The organism is Streptococcus oralis, assembly GCF_023109195.1.
Classification (GTDB): Bacteria; Bacillota; Bacilli; order Lactobacillales; family Streptococcaceae; genus Streptococcus; species Streptococcus oralis_BV.
In genome coordinates, this window is sequence record NZ_JALDUB010000001.1 from 671,944 (window position 1) to 695,143 (window position 23,200).

Below are 23,200 nucleotides of genomic sequence, written 5' to 3' on the forward strand. Positions count from 1 at the left end.
TCTTTTTTAAAGTGCTTACATGGATGAATCTGATGCTTCATGACTGCCATTTTGTGGTATAATGAACTTATCATTATTAAGAGGTATGGACATGAAAGAAACTGTTTATTTTGGAACTTACACTCGTCGCTTATCTAAAGGGATTTACAAGGCAGATTTTGATACAGAAACAGGCCAGCTTGCAAATCTTGAACTCTTTGCTGCTGAACCAAGTCCGACCTACCTTGCCTTTGACCAACAGCAACACTTATACACTGTAGGGAGCCAGGATGGCTTAGGTGGAATCGCTGCTTACAAGACAGATGGCGCTTTGCTAAATCATGTGGTTGAAGAAGGCGCTCCCCATTGTTATGTGGCAGTGGATGAAAAGCGTGGTCTCGTTTATGGGGCCAACTATCATAAAGGTCAAGTTCTCGTTTATAAACGTCAAACGGATGGTAGCCTCATCCAAACAGATCTAGATCAGCATAGTGGACAAGGTCCTCATGAAAACCAAACTTCCCCACATGTACACTTTACGGATCTAACACCTGACCAGTACCTCGTCACCTGTGATCTAGGTACGGATGAAGTAACGACCTACGATGTTAGTTCAGAAGGAAAACTAAGTAAACTCTACACTTATCACAGCCAAGCTGGAGCAGGTGCTCGCCACATCGTTTTCCACCATCACTATAAGATTGCCTATCTCATCTGCGAACTTAATAGCACGATAGATGTCTTGATTTATGATGGAGTTGGTGAATTTGAACGCATGCAAGTTATTTCAACCATACCAGATGGATACGAAGGCTTTAATGCTACTGCTGCCATTCGTCTTTCGAAAGATGGCAAATACCTCTATGCATCCAACCGAGGTCATGATTCCATTGCAGTCTATACAATCCTCGCTGATGGTAGCTTGGAATTATTAGAGATTGTACCAAGCCATGGTAAAAATCCACGTGATTTCGACCTAACTCCTGATCAAGAGTTTCTCATCGCTGTTCATCAAGATTCTGATAACGCAACCGTCTTTAAGCGCAATCCTAAAAGTGGTCGTCTTGCTGAGCTTTCTAACGACTTCCATGTCCCTGAAGGAGTCTGCATCAACTTTCCACATTAAAAAAAATGAACTTGAGTTTCAAGTTCATTTTTTTATAGTCTATTTCCGACATTGATACGGTTGATAGCACGTTGCAATGCGATTTTTGCACGACGTTCTTGGTCAATCAAATGCTTGTCATGGGCTTCTTCGATTTCTCGTTCAGCTCGAAGTTTCGCGCGTTCTGCACGACTGATATCGATATCACGAGCACGCTCTGCTGAGTCTGCTACAATGGTAATGATATCATTAGCAATCTCGATAATTCCTCCGTTCACTGCAATCCAGTTCACATGAGTATCATCATCGATACGTTTTACCTTCACTTCATCAACCGCAAGAACCGCAATCATATTTTCATGTCGTGGCAAGATCCCCATCTCACCATCCAGAGTTCGTACCGATACAAAGCTGGCATGGTGATCATAGACGAGGCCATCTGGTGTCACGATCTGGACAGTTAAATGAGCCATAGATCACCTCTTAAAATCCCATTTTCTCTGCCTTAGCAATGACGTCTTCGATTGAACCGACACCACGGAAGGCATCTTCTGGTAGCTGGTCATGTTTTCCTTCAAGGATTTCCTTAAAGCCACGAACTGTTTCCGCTACTGGCACATAAGAACCAGGTTGACCAGTAAATTGTTCTGCAACGTTAAAGTTTTGAGACAAGAAGAACTGGATACGACGGGCACGAGCAACCAAGGTCTTTTCTTCATCAGAGAGTTCATCCATACCAAGGATAGCAATGATATCTTGCAATTCATGGTAACGTTGAAGGACACGTTTAACCTCAGCAGCAACTGCATAGTGCTCCTCACCAACAATCTCAGGTGCCAAGGCACGAGAGCTTGAAGCTAGAGGGTCAACGGCTGGGTAAATACCCAACTGTACCAACTTACGTTCCAAGTTTGTAGTTGAATCCAAGTGAGCGAAAGCTGTTGCTGGCGCAGGGTCAGTATAGTCATCCGCTGGCACATAGATAGCCTGGATAGAGGTTACAGAACCCTTCTTGGTTGATGTGATACGTTCTTGCAATTGACCCATTTCTGTAGCAAGTGTTGGTTGGTAACCAACGGCTGAAGGCATCCGACCCAAAAGGGCAGATACTTCTGAACCAGCTTGAGTGAAACGGAAGATATTGTCGATAAAGAGAAGCACATCTTGGCCTTCTACATCACGGAAGTATTCGGCGATTGTCAAACCAGTAAGGGCAACACGCATACGGGCTCCTGGTGGCTCATTCATTTGACCAAATACCATGGCTGTTTTCTCGATAACGCCTGATTCTTTCATTTCCCAGTAAAGGTCATTCCCTTCACGAGTGCGTTCTCCAACACCGGTAAATACTGAAATACCACCATGTTCTTGGGCAATGTTGTGAATCAATTCTTGGATCAAGACAGTTTTACCAACTCCGGCACCACCGAAGAGTCCAACTTTCCCACCTTTAAGGTAAGGGGCAAGAAGGTCGATAACCTTAATCCCTGTTTCCAAAATTTCAGATGAGGTAGACAATTCATCAAAAGTTGGAGCTTTCTTATGAATTGGCTGACGCTCAGCGTCTTCAGCGAAAGGAGCATCCAAGTCAATGGTATCTCCCAAAACGTTGAAGACACGTCCCAAAGTTTCTTTACCTACTGGTACGGAGATTGGACGGCCTGTGTCCAAAACTTCCATTCCACGAGTCAAACCATCTGTTGATTCCATGGCGATCGTACGGACCATACCATCACCCAACTCCAAGGCTACTTCAAGGACGATTTTTGTTTTTCTTTCGTCATTTTTGTAGACGACAAGTGCATTATTAATCTCAGGAAGTGTTTCCCCTGCTGCAAACAAAACGTCTACAACGGGTCCGATAACCTGAGCAATTTTACCTGAACTCATCTCCTTCTCCTATTCTATATAAGATACTGTCGGTTCCTAGTTCAACTAGGTCCTAATACTCTTCGAAAATCAAATTCAAACCACGTCAGCGTCGCCTTGCCGTACTCAAGTACAGCCTGCGGCTAGCTTCCTAGTTTGCTCTTTGATTTTCATTGAGTATAAGTTCATTTTAATACGAGGGAGGCAAAGCCTTATTCTAAGGCACTAGCCCCCGCTACGATTTCTGTAATTTCTTGTGTAATCGCCGCCTGTCTAGCACGGTTATACTGGATTGTCAAATCATTGATGACCTTTTTGGCATTATCGGTCGCCGTTTGCATGGCTGTCATACCTGCAGCATTTTCAGCTGTCTTGGCATCGATAATAGCCCCGTAAATCATACTTTCAGCATACTGTGGCAACAATTGCTCTAGAATCTCATCACGGCTCGTTTCCAACTCAAATGTCAAGCTATACTCTTCATCCGCTTCATTTGGATCCAAGTCAACAATCGGAAGCATTTGTTCCACACGCATTTGACTTGTGAGAGTATTGACATGATGGTTGTAGCAGACGTATAATTCATCAAAAAGTTCGTTTTGGTACATCTCAATCGTTTTTGAAATAATTTTACGAACTTCATCAAAACTAGGCTGATCTGCCAAGCCACGTAGTTCATAGATTGGCTGAATACCTCGAGCCTTAAAGAAATCAGCTCCCATACCACCGATACAGATTATCTCAAAATCTTTACCATCTGGATGGTATTCTTCTTTCAACTCCATAACGGCTTTAAGGATGGAAGCATTATAACCTCCAACCAAGCCACGGTCTGAAGTGATAACGATATAGCCTGTTTTCTTAACTGGGCGACTGATGAGCATCGGATTGGTTGAACCACCAGATCCGTTACCATGCAGAATATCCGTCAAAAGCTTACGGACCTTCTGAGCGTAAACTTGAAAGTTGCGCGCTGCTTCTTCAGAGCGACCTAACTTGGCAGCCGATACCATTTGCATGGCATTAGTGATTTGACTCGTATTTTTGGTTGAGGCGATTTTTGTTTTAATATCATTTAGAGATACTGCCATCTGACACCTCTATTCTTATTGGAAGCTGGATTGATTGAGAAACTCTGTAATCGCAGCATCCAAGACTGCTTCATCTGGCAAGTCTTTTGTTTCACGAATGGTTCCCAAAATCTCTGGATAATGAGCATCAAAGAAAGTATGGAACTCTTCCTCAAAACGAACAATGTCATCTACTGGAATCGTATCCAAGAAACCATGTGTCAAAGCATAGAGAATGGTTACTTGTTTCTCAACAGGTAGTGGTTTATGAACAGGTTGTTTCAATACTTCCACAGTACGACGTCCACGGTTTAACTTAGCCTGTGTTGCTGCATCCAAGTCAGAACCAAACTTAGTGAAGGCTTCCAACTCACGGTATGAAGCAAGGTCGATACGAAGTGTACCAGCTACTTTCTTCATGGCTTTGATTTGTGCAGAACCACCTACACGGGATACAGATGAACCCGCATCGATGGCTGGACGAATACCCGCATTGAAGAGACCATCACCAAGGAAGATTTGTCCGTCAGTGATAGAAATCACGTTGGTTGCGATATAGGCAGAGATATCTCCCGCTTGTGTCTCGATAAATGGTAGGGCTGTAATAGATCCACCACCAAGTTCATCAGAAACTTTAGCTGAGCGCTCAAGCAAACGGCTGTGAAGATAGAAAACATCCCCTGGGAAGGCTTCACGACCTGGTGGACGACGAAGCAAGAGGGAAAGCTCACGATACGCGACCGCTTGTTTTGAAAGATCATCATATACGATCAAAACATGCTTGCCTTGGTACATAAACTCTTCTGCCATAGCAACCCCAGCATAAGGAGCTAGGAAGAGCAATGGAGATGGTTGTGAAGCAGAGGCAGTCACAACGATTGTGTAATCCAAGGCACCATACTGACGAAGTGTTTCTACTTGTGTACGGACTGTTGATTCTTTTTGTCCAATCGCTACATAGATACAGATCATATCTTGCCCTTTTTGGTTCAAGATTGTATCAATCGCAATGGTTGTTTTCCCTGTCTGACGGTCACCGATAATCAACTCACGTTGACCACGACCAATCGGTACAAGGGCGTCAATAGCTTTCAAACCAGTTTGCAATGGTTCTGATACAGACTTACGTTGCATAACACCAGGAGCTGGCGCTTCTACTGGACGAGTTTTGTCAGTATGGATGTCACCAAGACCATCAACTGGACGACCAAGTGGGTCGACAACACGTCCAATCAGGCTATCCCCCACAGGTACTTCCATAATTTTACCTGTACGGCGAATGGTATCACCTTCACGAATATCTGTAAAGTCTCCAAGGATGATAATCCCAACGTCTGTAGACTCCAAGTTTTGCGCCATCCCATAAGAGCCGTTTTCAAAAATCAACAGCTCTCCACTCATGGCATTTTCAAGACCGTGAGCACGCGCAATTCCATCCCCGATATAGGTTACAACACCCGTTTCAGACACATCAAAATTGGGTTTGAAATTTTCAATTTGTTGCTTAATTAAAGCGCTGATTTCTTGTGCGTTAATTGCCAAAAGAACACCACTTTCTATTTCAAATTTTCTTTAACAACACGAAGTTGCTGTTTAATACTCACATCAATTGTCTTGTGATTAGCAAAAATGACAAAACCACCAATGAGTCCTTCATCAATTTGTTCTTTGACGCTCCGCACTTTCAGAGACATTTTTTTCTCTATCAATGGGAGCAGACGTTCCTTCTGTTCATCTGTTAAAGGATGAGCTGAAGAAATCGTGACTACAAAACGATTGGTCTCTTTTTCAAGGCGATTCAAACAATCTGCAATTACTTCATAAAAAAGATTTGCTCTGTGATTGTAAACCAGAACTTGAATAAAGTTTTGCATTAAAGGTGACACAGAGTCTTGAAAGAAACGAACTGTTTTTTCCTTATCTGACTCATCGACTGCCACCTGAGCTAAAAAAGAAGGTAAACCCGTTTCTTCTGCGACTTGCTTGATTTGATCCAAGTCTGAAAAAATCCGGTCCTCTTCTCCTTTTTCAATCACTAATTGGACAAAAGGCATGCTGTACTTTTCAATGACCTTTGCTGTTTTCTTGTCCATTAGGCTTCTCCTAGCTGATCGATATACTGATCAATGAGTTCCTTATGGGCATGACTGTCAAGGTTTTGTGAGATGATTTTCCCAGCTAGACTAACTGTCAAATCTGCCACCTCGCCCTTAACACTTTGTAAAGCTTCAGCTTTATTTTGCGCAATTTCTTGGTTGGCTTTTTCTTTTAAGCGCCCTGCTTCAAGTTTAGCTTCGGCTAAAATATCGGCTTTACTTTTCTCAGCAGTTCCCTTTGCATTCTCGATAATCGTTTTAGCTTCGGTACGGCTACCTGCTAACTCAGCTTCACGTTGGTTAGCTAGTTCCTCAGCCTTTTTACGGGCTTCCTCGGCACCATCAATATCTGAAGAAATCTTTTCAGCACGTTCATCCAAGATGCTGGAAATATTTCCCCAAGCATATTTTTTCACTAAAAAGATTAATAAAAGGAAGGAACCAGCGATAAGAATAAAGTCACCGATAATGGTACTAATAGTTAAATCCATCTTCTAATCCTCCTCTACTTACTCTTCCCCTTCATTTATTTTTTTACCAATGTACATAGATGACAACATGGTAAATACATAAGCCTGAATACATGAAATGAAAATTGAAAAGGCTGTCCATAACATGTTTGCGATAAAGGCAAAAGGATACCAATACAAAGCATTTTGTGACAAGGCTAATAGCAATCCAGCTAAGACCTCACCGGCAAAAATATTTCCGTAGATCCGAATCGCCAAGGAAGCAAAATTGGTGAACTCTTCTAAAATGTTCATCGGAGTCATAAAGCCAGGTGTAACAAATGCTCTCAAATATTCTTTAACGCCTCTACGACGAACTCCTTCTACATGGGCGATCAAAGTGATCAAGAATGATAGGGATAAATCGTATCCAAGGTTGGCTGTTGGAGAAGTCCACAAGTTATAACCGTTTGTTGTTTGTACTTTTGCCATTAAGCCGATATTATTGGCAACCAAGATAAACAGAAATAGAGAAAACAGAAATAAGGAATAATCCTTGATGTATGATTCTCCAATGTTTGGTTTGGTAAAACCAATCACAAAGTCGTAAATCATCTCAAGAGCATTTTGTTTGCCCTTTGGACGGATGGTCATTTTACGACTTGCCCAGTAGACAAAGGCAAAAACCATCAAAACAGTTACAAGAGACATGGCAAGCAGGGTCAAATCAAAGGATATTGGTCCAATATTAACGGTTGGATTCAAACTTTCTTCCATGGTTTGACACCTCCATTTCTAAATAGAGTTGTCTATTTAATGACAAATGACATCGCCAAGGTTACAAAGAATGTTCCTTCGATAAAGGCAATCCCCATGATCATCAAACTACGCAATTGTGGGATGATATCTGGTTGGCGTGCTGCAGACTTGAACAAACCGTTCATCAAAAATCCTTCTGCAAGGGATACACCCATACAGGCAAGACATAGACCGAAAAATGTTAAATTCATGATGAATTCTCCTTTTATTTAAAATTTACTTACTTAGTTTAGTCCTAAAATTTGTTTTTGTCAACTTTTTACTTACGTTGGAAGCGTTTCAGATGATTTATTTTTATTTTTGCTATTTTTATACCACTGTATAGATAAGTTTCTCATTTTATGATGAAATGTGTTTCCACTTTCTCTATATTTTCCGAAATAAATTGAAAAATCCAAGTTTAGAACTTGGATAGATTCATTTTATTTGAAATAGTGGGAATAGTGTTGTTTACACCCTGGATTAAATGGAGATTTGCAATAAGGGCAGGCTATCTGCTTTTGATATTCTTGAAATGTTATTGTCCTCATACAAGCCCCACATAAAATCGGTCGATCCTCAGAAAGCGCCAAAGGATAGGGCGAAAAAACATGCGTTTCTATAGCATTGTGGCACTGATAGCAAGCATAATATTTTTTACACTCATAGCACTGAAGAGAAACGATGTCCTTTTCGCCATGATAATGAACACATCTGCCTTCATCATCAACTAACAAACCTTGTGCTTGATTCATTCACTTTTCCTTCTCTAGGCACGAACTGTGACGCTGGTTCCATCTTCTTTATAGAGATTGATAAGACCTTCCTTGAGAGCGCGAACCATGTCCCCAGCTTGAACAGGTTGTGGGACTTTAATTGTCAAGAGTTCCATTGGATTTGGAGCACGGTCAATTTTATTACCCTTGGCATCATGAAGGTCTTCGATATAAGTCTCAAAATGACGGAAACCTGGTCCATAAAACTCGACTTGATCGCCTTCGTTGATGACATTCCGTTGACGAATGGTTGCCGTTTGAGTCGCATCATCGTACGCAACCACTTCAGCGACAAACTTGTATTCAGGGATTTTACGACGTGCGCCAAATAACTGTTCATTTTCAGACGGCGTACCGTAGTAGAAACCTGTTGCCAATTCACGCTGGGCAACCTTCCACATCTCATCCACCAAGTCTTGTTTGATAGCTTCAAATTTCTCAGGACTTTCGAGATAAGCATCCACAGCCGCCTTGTAGCAGTTGGTGACTGTTGAAACATAATGAATAGACTTCATTCGACCTTCAATCTTGAGACTATCTACACCATTTTCAATCATATCTGGGATATGATCAATCATAGACATGTCAACGGCTGACATCGAAAATTCTTCTGGGATTTCACCCTTAAGACTCTTACGTTCTTGACCAAAAGGCATGTCATAGAGATCATATTTCCAACGGCAAGACTGAGAACAGCCCCCGCGGTTAGCATCACGCATACTCATGTGGTTTGAAAGCGTACAGCGACCTGAGTAAGAAATACACATGGCTCCATGGACAAAAGCCTCAATCTCAACATCTGTACGTTTGCGAATCTCTGCCAATTCTTCCATTGAAACTTCACGAGCCAAAACAACGCGAGTTAGACCAAGTTCTTTCCAGAACTCTAGAGTTTCATAGTTGGTTGCACTGGCTTGAGTTGAAAGATGGATTTCAAGTCCTGGTGCTTCTGTTGCCGCAATCATGATCAAGGCCGGATCTGACACGATAACTGCCGCAATTCCGATGTCACGCAACTTACGGAACCATTCTCCAGCACCAGCTTCGTTTCCTTCGTGCATAACCATGTTAGCAGCCACATAGACCTTGGCACCGTACTTAGCAGCGAACTGAACACCTTCTTCCATCTGCTCAAAGGTAAAGTTTCCAGCACGGCTACGAAGACCATAGGCCTGTCCACCGATGAAGACTGCGTCCGCACCATATTGAACAGCTACTTTCAGCTTCTCTAAAGTCCCTGCAGGTGATAAAACCTCAGGACGTTTTAATGTTTTTGTCATTTTTTCTCCTATTTGCAATATAAAAGTTTGACGTTTTTCCTTCTCATTTTATAGTAAATAATGAATAAAATCAAGCCTAGGCAGATTGTTTTGACAATTCTAATCTTCTTAAAAACGAAAAACTAGTCTTCTAAGACTAGTTGTTTTCAAGATAAAATTCAAAGCGTTCACCCACATACTGACTCTTAACATATTCAAAAGCCGTCCCATCATCGAGATAGGAAACCTGAGTCAAGGCTAAAATGGCATGCCCTTTCTCGACTTCTAAGTAATGGGCAATCTTTTCCTTAGCCAATCTCGCATAAATGGTCTGTTGGGATTTTCCAATTCGGTAACCATGTTGCTGCAAGGTTTGGAAGAAATGACTGGTGATTTCTTCTTTTTTGAAATCCTTGATAAATTTCTCAGGAATGGATGCGACTTCATAGACTAGTGGAACTTGATCGGCATACCGAACCCGCTCCATACGGATGATATTCTCAGTTGGTGAAATACCTAGCTTTGCCACTTCCTGCTCATTGGGAATGGTTCTCCTATAGGAAATCAGCTGACTAGAAGGAACTTTCCCTTGGGATTTGACAATCTCCGTAAAACTAGTGGTGCCCCGCATTTTTTCTTGAACTCGAGTGCTAGAAACAAAGGTTCCGCTTCCAACACGACGCTCCAAAACCCCCTCCTCAACCAAGAGAGAAATGGCTTGTCGCAAGGTCATCCGACTGACTTGAAACTGATCTGCCAGATCCCGTTCACTTGGCAGTCTTTCTCCTATCATCCAACGATGCTCGTCGATATCTTTTTTTATCTGATCGTGGATTTTCATATAAGCTGGTAACATGCTTTTCACTTCTTTTCTTTGTTTTCTCTATTGTACCGTATTTAATTAGAAAAAGTCAATCTTTGCCTTGTTTAGTTGGTAATTCGCCCTCATTTGTGATAAAATATTGAAAAAGATATTTCTTTTGAGAAAGGAAAAAGATGAGCAAGATTTCAACTGATTTGCAAGATGTCGAAAAAATCATCGTACTGGACTATGGTAGCCAATACAACCAGCTAATTTCACGCCGTATCCGTGAAATTGGTGTTTTTTCAGAGCTAAAAAGCCATAAGATTTCAGCTACAGAGGTTCGTGCGATTAACCCTGTAGGAATCATTCTCTCAGGTGGACCAAATTCTGTTTATGAAGAGGGATCATTTGATATTGACCCAGAAATTTTTGAACTTGGTATTCCAATTTTGGGAATCTGCTATGGTATGCAACTTCTTAACCACAAACTTGGAGGTAAGGTTGTCCCAGCAGGTGATGCTGGAAACCGCGAGTATGGTCAATCCCCACTTACTCACACTCCTTCTGCCCTCTTTGAAGGTACACCAGAAGAACAGATTGTTTTGATGAGCCATGGCGATGCTGTAACAGAAATTCCTGCTGATTTTGTTCGTACTGGAACTTCTGCTGACTGTCCTTATGCAGCTATTGAAAACCCAGAAAAGCACATCTATGGTATTCAATTCCACCCAGAGGTTCGCCATTCTGTCTATGGAAATGATATCCTTCGCAACTTTGCCCTTAATATCTGTAAGGCTAAAGGCGACTGGTCAATGGATAACTTTATCGAGATGCAGATTCAAAAAATCCGTGAAACTGTTGGAGACAAACGTGTCCTTCTCGGTCTATCTGGTGGTGTTGACTCTTCTGTCGTTGGCGTTCTTCTCCAGAAAGCAATCGGCGATCAATTAATCTGTATCTTTGTAGACCACGGTCTTCTTCGTAAAGGGGAAGCAGACCAAGTTATGGAGATGCTTGGTGGTAAGTTTGGTTTGAATATCGTCAAAGCAGACGCTGCAAAACGCTTCCTTGACAAACTTGCTGGCATTTCTGACCCTGAACAAAAACGGAAGATCATCGGTAATGAGTTTGTTTATGTCTTTGATGACGAAGCAAGTAAGCTAAAAGATGTAAAATTCCTTGCTCAAGGAACTCTTTATACTGACGTGATTGAGTCTGGTACAGATACTGCTCAAACCATCAAATCACACCACAACGTGGGTGGTCTTCCAGAAGACATGCAGTTTGAACTGATTGAACCATTGAACACTCTTTATAAAGACGAAGTTCGTGCCCTCGGTACAGAGCTTGGTATGCCAGACCACATCGTATGGCGCCAACCATTCCCAGGACCAGGACTTGCGATCCGTGTCATGGGTGAAATCACTGAAGAAAAACTTGAAACAGTCCGTGAATCAGACGCAATCCTTCGTGAAGAAATTGCCAAAGCTGGTCTTGACCGCGATATCTGGCAATATTTCACTGTCAACACAGGCGTTCGTTCAGTAGGTGTTATGGGTGATGGTCGTACTTATGATTACACAATCGCCATTCGTGCAATCACTTCTATCGATGGTATGACAGCTGACTTTGCCAAAATTCCTTGGGATGTCCTTCAAAAGATTTCTGTACGTATTGTAAATGAAGTGGATCACGTTAACCGTATCGTCTACGATATCACAAGTAAACCACCTGCAACCGTTGAGTGGGAGTAACGGTAACGAATATGTTTCTGCTATAGAACCGTTGAAAACGCAGGGTTTTAGCGATTTAAAAGCGTAAAAACTGTCTTAGTGATACTATTTTGATACGATAAATTGCAAGAATAAGTGCAACATTTACTCAAACTCATCCACTAGAGCTTCACAAGCTGTTCTGTAAGCTAAACATTTTCGTGGTCTGTGATTGATATCATATAAGGCTTTGTTCAAAGCCTCATCAGAGATAGCAGCTAAATCTGTTTTCTTTGGGAAATATTCTCTTAGTAAGCCATTTGCGTTTTCATTGCTTCCTCTCTGCCAGGATGAATAGGCGTCCGCAAAGAAAAAGGAAATTCCTAAATTCTCTACCAGAGGATAGCAGGCAAACTCTTTTCCCCTATCTGAGGTGAAGCTTTTAAGAGCCTCTTTTGGAAATAGCCTACAAAGTTGTTCGATGGCTGAAAACATGGATTTGGCTGTTCTATCTGGTATCTTGAAAGCTAAGTAAAAGCGTGTTTTTCGTTCTAGAAAAGTCGCTAAACACCCCTTGCTTTTGCCTCTGGAAGACACCACAGTATCGAGCTCCCAGTGACCGAAAGTTTTACGATTGCCGAACCTCTTTAGGACGTTTGGCAATCGACGTACCAATCCTAAATGTCCCACGTGTTTCTTTGGGTTGTCGAGTTTTGCCCTTTCGGCGAAGAATGCTTAAATCCAGATCAATCAAACCAGCATAGAGCCAGTTATATATGGTTTTAAAAGCGACCATTGGCTTTTGTTCAAGCTGATAGCGACCCCAAATCTGTTCAGGCGACCAGGAGGATTTTAAACCGTCCTCAATTTCCTTTTTCAACTTTGGTGTCAAACAAGGCTTCCGACCTTTTTGCTTAGCCCTATGGTTGTACTGTTCCTGTGCTAAGGCTGCAGAATAAGCATTTTGGCATCGTCTTAACTCTCTTGAAATGGTAGACTTATGGACGCCAAGTTTACTTGCAATTTGGCAAGGTTTCAAACCTAATTCCAAGTAGGATTCTATCTTTATTCGGTCAGTTATGGTAAGATGGGAGTAGCTCATAGTTTTTCCTCGGGTTCTGTTTGTGTGGTTACTTACAGTTTACACCAATGAAACGCTATGAGTTTTTTTTGAAACACTATGAGTTTTTTTGTTGCACTATATTTTACAATTTATCATACTAAAAAGTCCCAAGAGTAGGTTCAAAAGGGAGTTGTAGAATTTAGGTGAATTGTTTATTGGAGGAGAATTTATTTATATGAAGAAGAAGAAAGAATTGGCAGAACTTGCAGGTGTCAGTACATACACGATAAATAAGCTTAATAAAAATGAGAATGTTACTGTGGAAGTCCTTGGGAAGAACTGCAAGGTATTGGATTGTAGCTTAGATGATATTATGGAATTTGATGGTAAAGAATGGAGGGGTTATGGGAATTGAAATTAAAGAAAGTTTGTTGATACAAAAAAGTCAAATAGATGAAAATTTTTTGTGTGCTATTGACGAAAATATAAATATTATTTCGGAAGTATACTTATTAATTAATTGTTATCAAAAACGAGGGGAAGATTTTGGATTTGATGAATTATTAAAGGAGATAACACATGATGCGTTTGCATCAATATATTTTTGTTTGCAAGGTTTTTATAGACAGAGTTATATTAGCTTAAGATGTATCTTAGAAATGGGGATTTCTCTTTTTAAATTTAAGGATAATAATTATGCGTATTTACTTTGGAAAAACAATAAAAGAGATATTATTTGGAGTGAATTTAATAAAGAAAATGACGGTATATTAATTAATCAGTATTGGGAATTATTTTTAAAAGGTGATTTCAGAACTTTTAATTCCGCTATAAATAGTTGTTACAGAGAATGTTCAGAATATGTTCATGGAAAAGATGAATACTTGAAACAATTAAAAGATTTTCAAGTTAAATATAATAAAGACATATGCGACAATATTTTAAAAATGTGTAAAGAGATACTTTCATTACTTATTGTTGGAACAAGTATTAGATTTGGAAACCATCCTGATGAGTTTACTAACAGAGTGGATGCTTTATTAACGGAATATGAGGTAATTTAAATGAGTACAAATTTCATTATAAGAACAGAAGATATTAAGTTAAGTGAAATAAAAAAAATATATGTTGAAACAAAATCAGACAGAAATATTATAAATAATTTAAAGTCTAGTTCTCAATTATTGCTTATAGGGAGTAGAGGAATTGGAAAGACTATGCTGATTAAAGTGGCTGAGAGTGAGTTGAATAGCGAATATTCTGCTAAAAAAGTATTGCCGGTATATTTGAGTTTTAGCAAAAGTATGCTTGTTAATAATCCTTTTGACAATAAAAATTTTCAGTATTGGATGTATGCGAAACTATTGAATGAATTTAGAAATGCAATCCTTGAAAAGGGTATTATTACGGCAAATAGTGATCCATTTAAAATGTTATTTAACCGCGAAAAATCAAGCGAAAGCAATCTTGATAAGTTTATAACAGTTTTGGAAAGATCATGGAGAGATCAGAAAAAAATTTCGAAAACGGAAATTGTGGAAATATTAGGGATAGATGAATTAAACTTTAGAGTAGTAGATGACATCGATTTTATAAAAGAAATTATAAAAAATTTTTGTGTTAAGTTTTCGGTTGAAAAAGTCATATTCTTTTTTGATGAGGCTTGTCATAATTTTATACCTAGGCAACAAAGAGAATTTTTTAGCATGTTTAGAGATTTGAGAAGTCCGTATATTTGTTGTAAGGCGGCTGTTTACCCAGGAATAAGCTATTATTCTACACTTCAGTTATTTCATGATGTTAATAGTGTGGTAGTTGAAAGAAACATTAATGATAAGAATTACATTAATAGTATGAGAGAGATGGTTAAGTGTCAAATAGATGATGTTAAGTTTATAGAAAAACTAGAAAGTCAGGGGCAATGTTTTGATGCGTTAATCATGTGTTGTGATGGAAATCCAAGGCTTTTACTTAAGAGTATAGAACAAGCTAGTGAAGGATTTAAAAGTTTTAAAAAAAATAACGTTAGTTCAACAATAAAAGATTTTTATCGTGTTCAAATTTGGCAAGAACACACTAAATTGTCATCATTTTATTCAGGGCACAAAGAAATGATAGATTGGGGAAGGACATTTATAGAAAGGGATGTTTTAGAAGAAACAAAGAATAAAAATGAAAAGAATAATAAGAAAACAATTTTTTTTGCTATACACAAAGATGCTCCAGAATCAGTAAAATCTTCTGTTAGAATTCTTGAGTATTCAGGAATTATTAGGTTACATACAGAAGGAACAAAGGTACGTGGAGAAGTTTATGATAGATATCAATTGAATCTAGGAGTTGTGGTTGCTAGTGAAGGGACAACTTCTGTGGTTGAACGAAGTAAGGAAATATTTGATAATCTATCCATTAAAATTTATACAGAGTATGGTAAAAATTCGCCAGCTTTTAATGATATAAATAAGAGTATTAGTTTAGAAAATGCATCAGAAGATATGTTTTTGGTATTAAATAATATATTGAAAAGACCATTGGACATATTAGATTTAACTCAACATAAAAAAGATGAGCTTCAAAAAATTGGAATTAAAACTATAGAAGATATTCTTAAATCAACCGAAGAGGATTTACAAAGAGCTAATTATATAGGTCCATTTTATTCTAGAAAAATATATAATATTGCATATAATGCTGCACTTGAATACATCTCGGGTTAGGTAATAAAATTTAATGTCAGAATATGAATAACTACAACAGCTTGTCGAAATCTTAACAAATCTTTCAGTATCACTCTTGATACTGATATGATACTAAATAATTCAAAAACTACGAAAAATAGGTATAAAAACAACTAAAAATAGGAGCTAAAGAAATACTGATATAGAAAAAGAGAAACAAATATGCTATGGAAATTATCGAGTGGGAGTAGAGTAAGTTATTCAAAAGAAAACGCTTGAAATCAATAATTTCAGCGTTTTTATTTTCTTAATAGCACCAATTTAGCACCAAAAACTATTTTTCACTCTTTAAAACTATTATCTTTTTAACAGTTTGGTATTATCTATAGACATGCCTCTCTTTGATTCACTAATAATTCTCACATTATCGTTAGATAACTCATAAACATGGTAAAAACATTATTATATTCAAACTCACCTATCACCTCTTCTTTCCTCATTATCATTCACCCTTGAATATGAATTATCACTCACCGCTACTTTTCCAGTCATTATAAAACCTATTGAAATATAAGTTTCAATAGGTTTTTCTATATCTAAAAAAGGATTTTTACAATACTATTTTATATGAATTAAGATTTGTCAATTAGTCACGTTTCTGAAATAATAAGAATTTAGCAATTACAAGACTAATAAGACCTACAAAAACAAGGATTCTAGTGTCATTCGTACCTGTTTTAGGCAACTCTTCCTTTCCACCAGGAGGAGTGCTCGGTGGAGTATAAGTATTTTTAAAAGTATTCTTTCCACCTTCATACGAAACTGAAGCAACCAATTTACCATTGTTTTCGACTACTGTGATCGTTGCTTTGATTTCACTTGGATCATAAGTGATATTTTTCTCATCGCCTTTTACTTCACGAATAGTGTAGTTATAAATGCCTGCTTTATTAAAGTTTAGAGCAGTAAAGTCGATGTTCCCATTTGCCTTATTCTTAATAGTTTCTATCACTGTCCCATTTGCGTCACTTAAAGAAAATGAAAACTCACCATCTTTTAAATTTCGACCAACTAACAGTTTCTTTGCTGTTAATTGAGCTTGTGCAGGGACTGTTTTCTTATCTACAATTGTTTTAGTAGCTAATCTATAAGTAGTATCAAAGTCTTCTGGCTTGACCTTAACATCTTCAGCTAAATCATAACCAGTTGGAGCCTTTGTTTCTTTTAGAGTATAGGTATCCTTCAAGAGATTTCCTACTTCAGCAATACCTTGCTCGTTTGTTTCAATTTTTGCAACAACTTGACCAGAACGATCACGAATCACATCGAACTGAGCGCCTTTCAAGGCAGAACCATCTTCAGAAACCTTCTTAATCTGAACCTTAAAGGTATAACCTTCAGCTTTACCATTTCCAGAATAGATGATATAGACAGATTTATAAGTTTCTTCTATACCATTTGTTGTAGTTAAAGTGGCATCATTAGAGAATTGTTCTCCTTCAACTGGAACATAAGGCAATTGAACAGCGTAACTGATCCAAATACCTTCGTTCGCAGACAAGTCAGGCAACTGGACTGAGAAGTTGTCTGCATTAAATGTTATCGGAGTCTGTGCAGTAATATCAACGGAATTGTCTAAGAACCAATCTCCATTACGGAACACCCAATTTCCTTTATAGACTTTAAAAGTTTCTTGTTTGTAGCTAGCATTTGGTATTTTAAGTACATCTACCACTTTAATACCCGTCATTGGTTTACCACTGCGATTGACAGAGATGGAATAACGACCGATAGTTGGTTCAGTTGCATCTTGCCAACCAACCTTATTTAGGTTATCCTTTATAGGTTGTCCAATGCCTTTGAAATTAACCTTACCTGCAGGATAAATTTTCCCACTAACTGTAATATCGATCTGAATTTCCTTTGCAGTTTTTACAAGATCGTGATTGACACGTACATAAAAATAAAAAGTTCCTTTGACATCTGAATGCGTTTCAACATAAGGTTCATATGTAATAGTCGCAGTTTTTGTTTCTCGATCGACTACAGCTTTAGCAACTAAATGTCCATCCTGATCTTTTATATCGTAGTTACTTGTTACAGGCAAATAAAGTACATCTGGTAATTTTACAACAGTAGTATCTCCCGCCATTACTTTATTATTGTGTAAATTGAAATCAACTGTTAGACGAAATTGTTGCCATTGGTCTATGTTTGGAGAGTTTAGTTCATTGCCCTTCTCATCTGCTAAATACGCGCGGGTAATAACATCCGCATGTTCTGTAGCAGATACTTTGGATTCCATATTAAAAAAGAAACCAAACAGTATCGTTAATGTGAGAAAAGCCATCATCAAAACTTTTTTCATCTTCCTACTCCTTAAAATTCCTATTTATATAATGTTAAGTTATACAGTACTATTATACCTTTATTATTTATAAAACTCAAATAATATCCGGTTAAAATAAATTTTTATTATTTCAGTTTTCAAACTATTTGTTTAGGTATAGAAATAACGAACTTCTTTTGTTAGCATGAAATTTCTATTATATAAACATTATATTTCTTGAAACTTTAGTAAAAAAAGGGAACCAAAGTTCCCTCTCTTGTCTACATAAGTTTATGAATTGTGAAGAACTAGCAATTCTTTGCATAGACTATTTACGCTTCTTCTTCGCTTTTTTCATTTTGTTAGCCATGCGTTTCATTGACTGTTTCATAGCAAATTCACCGATTTTACCTTTAAGTCCTCCACCAAACATCTGGCTCATATCTGGCATTCCAGCTCCTCCAAGAGCTGACATATCTGGCATGCCGCCTTGTCCCATCATGCCTTCAAGGGCAGACATATCCATTCCTCCCATATTTGGCATATTTTTAGGAAGGTTATTTGGATTGATTCCCATTTGCTTCATCATCTTGTTCATATCACCAGACATGACACCTTGCATGAGCTGTTTAGCCTGGTTAAAGTCCTTGATAAATTTATTGACTTCAACAAAGGTGTTTCCAGAACCAGCAGCGATACGACGGCGACGACTTGGATTTAACAAATCAGGATTTTCACGTTCTTCAGGAGTCATAGAAGACACGATGGCACGTTTACGCGCAATCTGGCGCTCATCCACCTTCATATTTTGAAGAGCTGGATTGTTAGCCATACCTGGAATCATCTTGAGCAAGTCTTCCATCGGCCCCATGTTTTGCACCTGATCCAATTGATCGATGAAATCATTGAAATCAAAGGTGTTTTCACGCATCTTCTCAGCCATTTCAAGAGCTTTTTGCTCATCGTATTCCTGAGAAGCTTTCTCGATCAAGGTCAGCATATCCCCCATACCAAGGATACGGCTTGACATACGATCTGGGTGGAAGGTTTCGATATCTGTAATCTTTTCACCCGTACCAGTGAACTTGATTGGTTTTCCAGTGATGTGACGAACAGATAGGGCCGCACCACCACGAGTATCCCCATCAATCTTGGTAAGGATGACACCAGTTACTTCCAATTGAGCATTGAATTCACGAGCGACATTGGCCGCTTCCTGACCGATCATGGCATCAATGACGAGCAGGATTTCATTTGGTTGAGCCAAGGCCTTAACATCACGAAGCTCATTCATCAAGAGCTCATCAATCTGCAAACGCCCTGCCGTATCAATCAAAACATAGTCGTTGTGGTTGGCCTGCGCTTGCGCCAAACCTTGGCGAACAATCTCAACAGCTGGTACTTCTGTTCCAAGAGCGAAAACAGGAACATCAATCTGTTGTCCAAGTGTTTTTAACTGGTCGATGGCAGCTGGACGATAAATATCTGCCGCAATCATCAAAGGACGTGCATTTTCTTCCTTCTTGAGTTTATTAGCCAGCTTACCAGCAAATGTCGTTTTACCAGCCCCTTGCAAACCGACCATCATGATAATGGTTGGAATTTTTGGTGACTTGATAATTTCTGCCGTATCGGAACCTAAAACAGCTGTCAATTCCTCATCAACGATTTTGATAATCTGTTGGGCTGGATTGAGGGTATCAATGACCTCGTGTCCAACTGCACGTTCTCGAACTTTCTTGATAAAGTCCTTCACAACAGGCAAAGCAACGTCAGCTTCCAGCAAGGCCAAACGAATCTCTTTGGTCGCTTCCTGGACATCAGCCTCAGAAATTTTTCCTTTTTTACGTAGATTTTTAAAGACGTTCTGTAAACGTTCTGTTAAACTTTCAAATGCCATTTTTTTCTCCTATGTTTCATTAATTCGGTGGAAAACGTCCAAAATCTTGTAAACAAACAAGTTCTTCTGGAGTGACTTCTTTCATTATCTCATTTGGATATCCCCAACAGCTAAATCCCTCTTGAAGAGCTCGAGAGATAGAATCAGACGAGAGGATTTGTAGCCTTGTGGGAAAAGGAGTCTCAGCAGCTAATAGTTTACAGGGTATACCTTTGTAGATGACTATACTCCCCATACTTATTCTCTATTATCAATGCTTGTTAAAATTTCTATCTGCTCCTGCAGAAAGTCATCCTTGGGATAACGCTCCAAGATCTGGTCAAAAATCTGACTGCGGACAATGTAGTCCGAATACATGTGCAGTTTCATCTCATAATCTTCTAGAATCTTTTCCGTCCGCTTGATATTATCATAGACAGCCTGACGACTGACACCGAACTCTTCAGCAATCTCAGCAAGACTATAATCATCAGCATAATAGAGTTCAATATAGTTCATCTGCTTGTCTGTCAAAAGCGCCGCATAAAATTCAAAAAGGGCGTTCATACGATTGGTTTTTTCGATTTCCATAACTTTTATTATACCAAAAAAACGATTATACTGCTAGAGTAGAAGCACTTCAAATAGAGTAAGGAGAAGAAAAAAAGAACCTTGCAAGGCAAGATTCTTTTAGTGTCTGACTTAAATAATTGTTCTTCTGGGAACTTAATCGAATTAAGCTTCGATTTCTGTAACCATACCTGAACCAACAGTACGTCCACCCTCACGGATAGAGAATGTAGTACCTTGTTCTACGGCGATTGGGTGGATCAACTCAACGTCGATAGTCACGTTATCACCAGGCATTACCATTTCAGTACCTGCAGGAAGTTCGATTGAACCTGTAACGTCAGTAGTACGGAAGTAGAATTGTGGACGGTAGTTGTTGAAGAATGGAGTGTGACGTCCACCTTCTTCTTTAGTAAGGATGTAGACTTCACCTTTAAATTTAGTGTGTGGGTTGATTGAACCTGGTTTAGCGATAACTTGTCCACGTTCGATTTCGTCACGTTGAACACCACGAAGAAGGACACCTACGTTATCTCCGGCAAGACCTTCGTCAAGTTGTTTACGGAACATTTCAACACCAGTAACAACTGCTTTTTGAGTTTCTTCTTTGATACCAACGATTTCGATTTCGTCGTTGACACGAACAGTACCACGGTCGATACGTCCTGAAGCAACTGTACCACGTCCAGTGATTGAGAATACGTCTTCGACTGGAAGAAGCAATGGTTTTTCAGTGTCACGTTCTGGTTCTGGGATGTACTCATCAACAGTGTTCATCAATTCCATGATGATGTCTTCGTATTTAGAGTCACCTTCAAGAGCTTTAAGAGCTGAACCTTGGATAACTGGAAGATCGTCACCTGGGAAGTCGTATTCTGACAAGAGGTCACGGATTTCCATTTCAACCAATTCAAGCAATTCTTCGTCGTCTACCAAGTCAATTTTGTTCATGAAGACGATAAGGTGTTTAACACCAACCTGACGAGAAAGAAGGATGTGCTCACGAGTTTGTGGCATTGGTCCGTCAGTTGAAGCTACTACAAGGATAGCTCCGTCCATTTGAGCGGCACCAGTGATCATGTTTTTAACGTAGTCCGCGTGCCCTGGAGCGTCGATGTGAGCGTAGTGACGTTTTTCAGTTTCGTACTCAACGTGCGCAGTGTTGATAGTGATACCGCGTTCGCGTTCTTCTGGAGCAGCATCGATAGACGCATAGTCTTTTGGTTGGTTAACTGCTGAAGGCAAGCGACGTGCCAATACAGTTGTGATAGCTGCAGTCAAAGTAGTTTTACCGTGGTCAACGTGTCCGATAGTACCAATGTTAACGTGTGGTTTACTACGATCGTATTTTTCTTTTGCCATTTGAGTAAAAGCCTCCAATAAAATATATTTTATAGATAGACAGTAGGCAATACAGTCTAACTTTCCTTACTATTTTATCAAATTTCTGCTAAATTGCAAGTGTTTTACACATATTTTGTGAATTAATCTAAATCTTATCAAATCCTGTTCTTCTGCTTCTTTATAGCAATATGAATTCAAACTTCTTTTTGTTTGGAGATAGTATTTTCATCAAAAAATCAGGTTTCCCTGATTTTAATTTGATTCTGTTTTTTCCAGTTCCTTAGCTTCTTTATGGTTTTCATATAATTTCGCTAGGAACTTAGTAATTTCTTTAAAAATAGAGTAAGTAGGTACTGCTACGACCATTCCTATGACACCGTAGATATTACTTGACAGTAAAAGGAGCACCAAGATTGTAATCGGGTGTACTTTCATAACCCCTCCAACGATACGTGGATAGAGAACATTTCCGTCAATCTGCTGAATAATAAGCATATAAGCAACCGCAATCAACATACGATGAGGATCCGTGAACACATTGGCAATCACCATTGGAATTAAGCCAATACTTGGACCAACATAAGGAATCAAATTTGCGATTCCAGAGAAAATAGCAAAAACTAGGGCGTACTTTAATCCGATAACGCTATAGCCAATATAGGCTAAACATCCAATAATAACCGCATCAATCGCAATTCCACTGATATAACGGGCTATAGTTGTATTGAGATTGGTTAAAAGGCTAGAAAGATTCAATTTGTCATGTTTTAAGATGGTACGTTCCAACATTGGTAGCAACTTATGACCATCCAACAAGAAATAAATCAAGAATACAGGGGTCATAATGAGAATCAGAACCGTACTAAACAAAGCTGAAAGAACGCTTCCTAAACTGTTGCTGACGCTATTTAGGATATTCTGGAGGATATCCACATAGGAGAGATTCAGTTGTTGAATAGTTTGTTGAATATCAATATTTTGGAAGACTGGATTCATGGACAAATCAATGATCAAATCTTGTAGTCTACTATAGATGTTTTGACTAGAAATAATCAAGCTGGTCAACTGATTAATCAAAATCGGCAAGAGATAAACGACCCCCACAACGATAGCACCAATTAAGGCACAAAGAGTGACCAAGACACCAATTAGACGATTGATCTTACATCTCTTTTCTAAGAAAGTAACGACTGGATTTGTAATGTAGTAAAAAAATCCACCAAGCAAAAATGGAATCATGATGGTATTCACAACCGTCACGAAGGGAGTAATGATGGCCCCCATTTCTCTCCAAAGATAGAAAATCAGTGTTAATAATAAAATTTCAGCTGTCCAAAAAAATAATTTGTTTCTACGGAACATAGGTATCCTCCTTCTCTCTATTTTACCACATTTCTGAAAAAGATAAGATGGCTTTAG

The 23,200-nt window shown here is 39.0% G+C and carries 22 protein-coding genes and 1 pseudogene; 5 read left to right on the forward strand and 18 right to left on the reverse strand.

The window, feature by feature from the left end:
• Nucleotides 1–91: 91 nt before the first annotated feature.
• Nucleotides 92–1,105: a lactonase family protein gene (locus M1F65_RS03270; RefSeq protein WP_049505746.1), complete on the forward strand. Its 1,014-nt coding sequence runs from the start codon at nucleotides 92–94 to the stop codon at nucleotides 1,103–1,105.
• A gap of 32 nt (nucleotides 1,106–1,137) precedes the next feature.
• On the opposite strand, the gene M1F65_RS03275 is transcribed toward M1F65_RS03270, so the two are convergent.
• The 11 genes from M1F65_RS03275 to M1F65_RS03325 all read right to left on the reverse strand — a co-directional run bounded on the left by M1F65_RS03275 (nucleotide 1,138) and on the right by M1F65_RS03325 (nucleotide 10,257).
• On the reverse strand, nucleotides 1,138–1,557 hold the full coding sequence (locus tag M1F65_RS03275; RefSeq protein WP_000940836.1) for a F0F1 ATP synthase subunit epsilon: 420 nt from the start codon (nucleotides 1,555–1,557) through the stop codon (nucleotides 1,138–1,140).
• A gap of 10 nt (nucleotides 1,558–1,567) precedes the next feature.
• A complete protein-coding gene (gene atpD / locus M1F65_RS03280) occupies nucleotides 1,568–2,974 on the reverse strand; it encodes a F0F1 ATP synthase subunit beta (RefSeq protein ID WP_000094372.1) in 1,407 nt (468 codons plus the stop codon).
• A gap of 191 nt (nucleotides 2,975–3,165) precedes the next feature.
• Complete coding sequence (locus M1F65_RS03285) at nucleotides 3,166–4,044, reverse strand: F0F1 ATP synthase subunit gamma (RefSeq protein ID WP_000301228.1); 879 nt, start codon at nucleotides 4,042–4,044, stop codon at nucleotides 3,166–3,168.
• Nucleotides 4,045–4,059: 15 nt separating this feature from the next.
• Entirely contained in the window at nucleotides 4,060–5,565 is a 1,506-nt protein-coding gene (atpA, locus tag M1F65_RS03290) for a F0F1 ATP synthase subunit alpha (RefSeq protein ID WP_000996618.1), read from the reverse strand.
• Nucleotides 5,566–5,579: 14 nt separating this feature from the next.
• Nucleotides 5,580–6,116, reverse strand: coding sequence for a F0F1 ATP synthase subunit delta (locus M1F65_RS03295; RefSeq protein ID WP_000358986.1), 537 nt, complete (start codon nucleotides 6,114–6,116; stop codon nucleotides 5,580–5,582).
• A complete protein-coding gene (atpF, locus tag M1F65_RS03300; RefSeq protein WP_044020867.1) occupies nucleotides 6,116–6,610 on the reverse strand; it encodes a F0F1 ATP synthase subunit B in 495 nt (164 codons plus the stop codon). Before atpF ends, M1F65_RS03295 begins: the two co-directional genes overlap by 1 nt.
• Before the next feature lie 18 nt (nucleotides 6,611–6,628).
• Nucleotides 6,629–7,345 (reverse strand): F0F1 ATP synthase subunit A, encoded by a 717-nt coding sequence (gene atpB, locus M1F65_RS03305; protein ID WP_000392938.1) that lies wholly within the window; start codon nucleotides 7,343–7,345, stop codon nucleotides 6,629–6,631.
• A gap of 32 nt (nucleotides 7,346–7,377) precedes the next feature.
• Nucleotides 7,378–7,578, reverse strand: coding sequence for a F0F1 ATP synthase subunit C (locus M1F65_RS03310; RefSeq protein ID WP_001054551.1), 201 nt, complete (start codon nucleotides 7,576–7,578; stop codon nucleotides 7,378–7,380).
• Between the two features lie 231 nt (nucleotides 7,579–7,809).
• Nucleotides 7,810–8,121, reverse strand: a complete 312-nt coding sequence (locus M1F65_RS03315) for a CHY zinc finger protein (RefSeq protein WP_080978772.1) — start codon at nucleotides 8,119–8,121, stop codon at nucleotides 7,810–7,812.
• A 14-nt stretch (nucleotides 8,122–8,135) separates the two neighbouring features.
• Nucleotides 8,136–9,422 (reverse strand): peptidase U32 family protein, encoded by a 1,287-nt coding sequence (locus M1F65_RS03320; protein WP_000169095.1) that lies wholly within the window; start codon nucleotides 9,420–9,422, stop codon nucleotides 8,136–8,138.
• Nucleotides 9,423–9,558: 136 nt separating this feature from the next.
• Entirely contained in the window at nucleotides 9,559–10,257 is a 699-nt protein-coding gene (locus tag M1F65_RS03325) for a GntR family transcriptional regulator (RefSeq protein WP_247925475.1), read from the reverse strand.
• A 140-nt stretch (nucleotides 10,258–10,397) separates the two neighbouring features.
• Between M1F65_RS03325 and guaA the strand changes: the two genes are divergently transcribed.
• Complete coding sequence (gene guaA / locus M1F65_RS03330) at nucleotides 10,398–11,960, forward strand: glutamine-hydrolyzing GMP synthase (RefSeq protein ID WP_247925476.1); 1,563 nt, start codon at nucleotides 10,398–10,400, stop codon at nucleotides 11,958–11,960.
• A gap of 123 nt (nucleotides 11,961–12,083) precedes the next feature.
• Here the strand turns inward: guaA and M1F65_RS03335 are convergent.
• Nucleotides 12,084–13,020, reverse strand: a pseudogene (locus tag M1F65_RS03335) (IS30 family transposase).
• 196 nt (nucleotides 13,021–13,216) lie between these two features.
• Here M1F65_RS03335 and M1F65_RS03340 point away from each other — a divergent pair.
• From M1F65_RS03340 to M1F65_RS03350, 3 genes are read left to right on the forward strand one after another with little or no spacing between them, the layout of a single operon-like run.
• Complete coding sequence (locus tag M1F65_RS03340) at nucleotides 13,217–13,396, forward strand: helix-turn-helix domain-containing protein (RefSeq protein WP_247925477.1); 180 nt, start codon at nucleotides 13,217–13,219, stop codon at nucleotides 13,394–13,396.
• The gene (locus M1F65_RS03345; protein ID WP_247925478.1) at nucleotides 13,386–14,045 is read left to right on the forward strand and encodes a hypothetical protein; all 660 of its coding nucleotides are present in this window, start codon (nucleotides 13,386–13,388) and stop codon (nucleotides 14,043–14,045) included. The genes M1F65_RS03340 and M1F65_RS03345 overlap by 11 nt, the downstream gene beginning before the upstream one ends.
• A complete protein-coding gene (locus M1F65_RS03350) occupies nucleotides 14,046–15,698 on the forward strand; it encodes an ORC-CDC6 family AAA ATPase (protein WP_247925479.1) in 1,653 nt (550 codons plus the stop codon).
• Between the two features lie 607 nt (nucleotides 15,699–16,305).
• On the opposite strand, the gene M1F65_RS03355 is transcribed toward M1F65_RS03350, so the two are convergent.
• The 6 genes from M1F65_RS03355 to M1F65_RS03375 form a co-directional block, all read right to left on the reverse strand.
• Nucleotides 16,306–18,027, reverse strand: a complete 1,722-nt coding sequence (locus M1F65_RS03355) for an Ig-like domain-containing protein (protein WP_247925480.1) — start codon at nucleotides 18,025–18,027, stop codon at nucleotides 16,306–16,308.
• Nucleotides 18,028–18,316: 289 nt separating this feature from the next.
• Nucleotides 18,317–19,888, reverse strand: a complete 1,572-nt coding sequence (gene ffh / locus M1F65_RS03360; RefSeq protein WP_247925481.1) for a signal recognition particle protein — start codon at nucleotides 19,886–19,888, stop codon at nucleotides 18,317–18,319.
• A 19-nt stretch (nucleotides 19,889–19,907) separates the two neighbouring features.
• On the reverse strand, nucleotides 19,908–20,123 hold the full coding sequence (locus M1F65_RS10060; RefSeq protein WP_042902340.1) for a hypothetical protein: 216 nt from the start codon (nucleotides 20,121–20,123) through the stop codon (nucleotides 19,908–19,910).
• 2 nt (nucleotides 20,124–20,125) lie between these two features.
• Nucleotides 20,126–20,458: a putative DNA-binding protein gene (locus tag M1F65_RS03365; protein ID WP_000402066.1), complete on the reverse strand. Its 333-nt coding sequence runs from the start codon at nucleotides 20,456–20,458 to the stop codon at nucleotides 20,126–20,128.
• Between the two features lie 144 nt (nucleotides 20,459–20,602).
• A complete protein-coding gene (gene tuf / locus M1F65_RS03370) occupies nucleotides 20,603–21,799 on the reverse strand; it encodes an elongation factor Tu (RefSeq protein WP_001040720.1) in 1,197 nt (398 codons plus the stop codon).
• A gap of 234 nt (nucleotides 21,800–22,033) precedes the next feature.
• Nucleotides 22,034–23,143, reverse strand: coding sequence for an AI-2E family transporter (locus M1F65_RS03375; protein ID WP_000489828.1), 1,110 nt, complete (start codon nucleotides 23,141–23,143; stop codon nucleotides 22,034–22,036).
• Nucleotides 23,144–23,200: the final 57 nt, after the last annotated feature.

What these genes read in the sequence shown, in the direction of transcription:
- M1F65_RS03275 (WP_000940836.1), bottom strand. Translation starts at nt 1,557, where the DNA reads ATGGCTCATTTAACTGTCCAGATCGTGACACCAGATGGCCTCGTCTAT.
- M1F65_RS03340 (WP_247925477.1), top strand. Translation starts at nt 13,217, where the DNA reads ATGAAGAAGAAGAAAGAATTGGCAGAACTTGCAGGTGTCAGTACATAC.
- M1F65_RS03295 (WP_000358986.1), bottom strand. Translation starts at nt 6,116, where the DNA reads ATGGACAAGAAAACAGCAAAGGTCATTGAAAAGTACAGCATGCCTTTT.
- atpD (WP_000094372.1), bottom strand. Translation starts at nt 2,974, where the DNA reads ATGAGTTCAGGTAAAATTGCTCAGGTTATCGGACCCGTTGTAGACGTT.
- atpB (WP_000392938.1), bottom strand. Translation starts at nt 7,345, where the DNA reads ATGGAAGAAAGTTTGAATCCAACCGTTAATATTGGACCAATATCCTTT.
- guaA (WP_247925476.1), top strand. Translation starts at nt 10,398, where the DNA reads ATGAGCAAGATTTCAACTGATTTGCAAGATGTCGAAAAAATCATCGTA.
- M1F65_RS03350 (WP_247925479.1), top strand. Translation starts at nt 14,046, where the DNA reads ATGAGTACAAATTTCATTATAAGAACAGAAGATATTAAGTTAAGTGAA.
- M1F65_RS03315 (WP_080978772.1), bottom strand. Translation starts at nt 8,121, where the DNA reads ATGAATCAAGCACAAGGTTTGTTAGTTGATGATGAAGGCAGATGTGTT.
- ffh (WP_247925481.1), bottom strand. Translation starts at nt 19,888, where the DNA reads ATGGCATTTGAAAGTTTAACAGAACGTTTACAGAACGTCTTTAAAAAT.
- M1F65_RS03375 (WP_000489828.1), bottom strand. Translation starts at nt 23,143, where the DNA reads ATGTTCCGTAGAAACAAATTATTTTTTTGGACAGCTGAAATTTTATTA.
- M1F65_RS03285 (WP_000301228.1), bottom strand. Translation starts at nt 4,044, where the DNA reads ATGGCAGTATCTCTAAATGATATTAAAACAAAAATCGCCTCAACCAAA.
- tuf (WP_001040720.1), bottom strand. Translation starts at nt 21,799, where the DNA reads ATGGCAAAAGAAAAATACGATCGTAGTAAACCACACGTTAACATTGGT.
- M1F65_RS03270 (WP_049505746.1), top strand. Translation starts at nt 92, where the DNA reads ATGAAAGAAACTGTTTATTTTGGAACTTACACTCGTCGCTTATCTAAA.
- M1F65_RS10060 (WP_042902340.1), bottom strand. Translation starts at nt 20,123, where the DNA reads ATGGGGAGTATAGTCATCTACAAAGGTATACCCTGTAAACTATTAGCT.
- M1F65_RS03310 (WP_001054551.1), bottom strand. Translation starts at nt 7,578, where the DNA reads ATGAATTTAACATTTTTCGGTCTATGTCTTGCCTGTATGGGTGTATCC.
- M1F65_RS03320 (WP_000169095.1), bottom strand. Translation starts at nt 9,422, where the DNA reads ATGACAAAAACATTAAAACGTCCTGAGGTTTTATCACCTGCAGGGACT.
- atpF (WP_044020867.1), bottom strand. Translation starts at nt 6,610, where the DNA reads ATGGATTTAACTATTAGTACCATTATCGGTGACTTTATTCTTATCGCT.
- M1F65_RS03355 (WP_247925480.1), bottom strand. Translation starts at nt 18,027, where the DNA reads ATGAAAAAAGTTTTGATGATGGCTTTTCTCACATTAACGATACTGTTT.
- M1F65_RS03365 (WP_000402066.1), bottom strand. Translation starts at nt 20,458, where the DNA reads ATGGAAATCGAAAAAACCAATCGTATGAACGCCCTTTTTGAATTTTAT.
- M1F65_RS03345 (WP_247925478.1), top strand. Translation starts at nt 13,386, where the DNA reads ATGGGAATTGAAATTAAAGAAAGTTTGTTGATACAAAAAAGTCAAATA.
- M1F65_RS03325 (WP_247925475.1), bottom strand. Translation starts at nt 10,257, where the DNA reads ATGTTACCAGCTTATATGAAAATCCACGATCAGATAAAAAAAGATATC.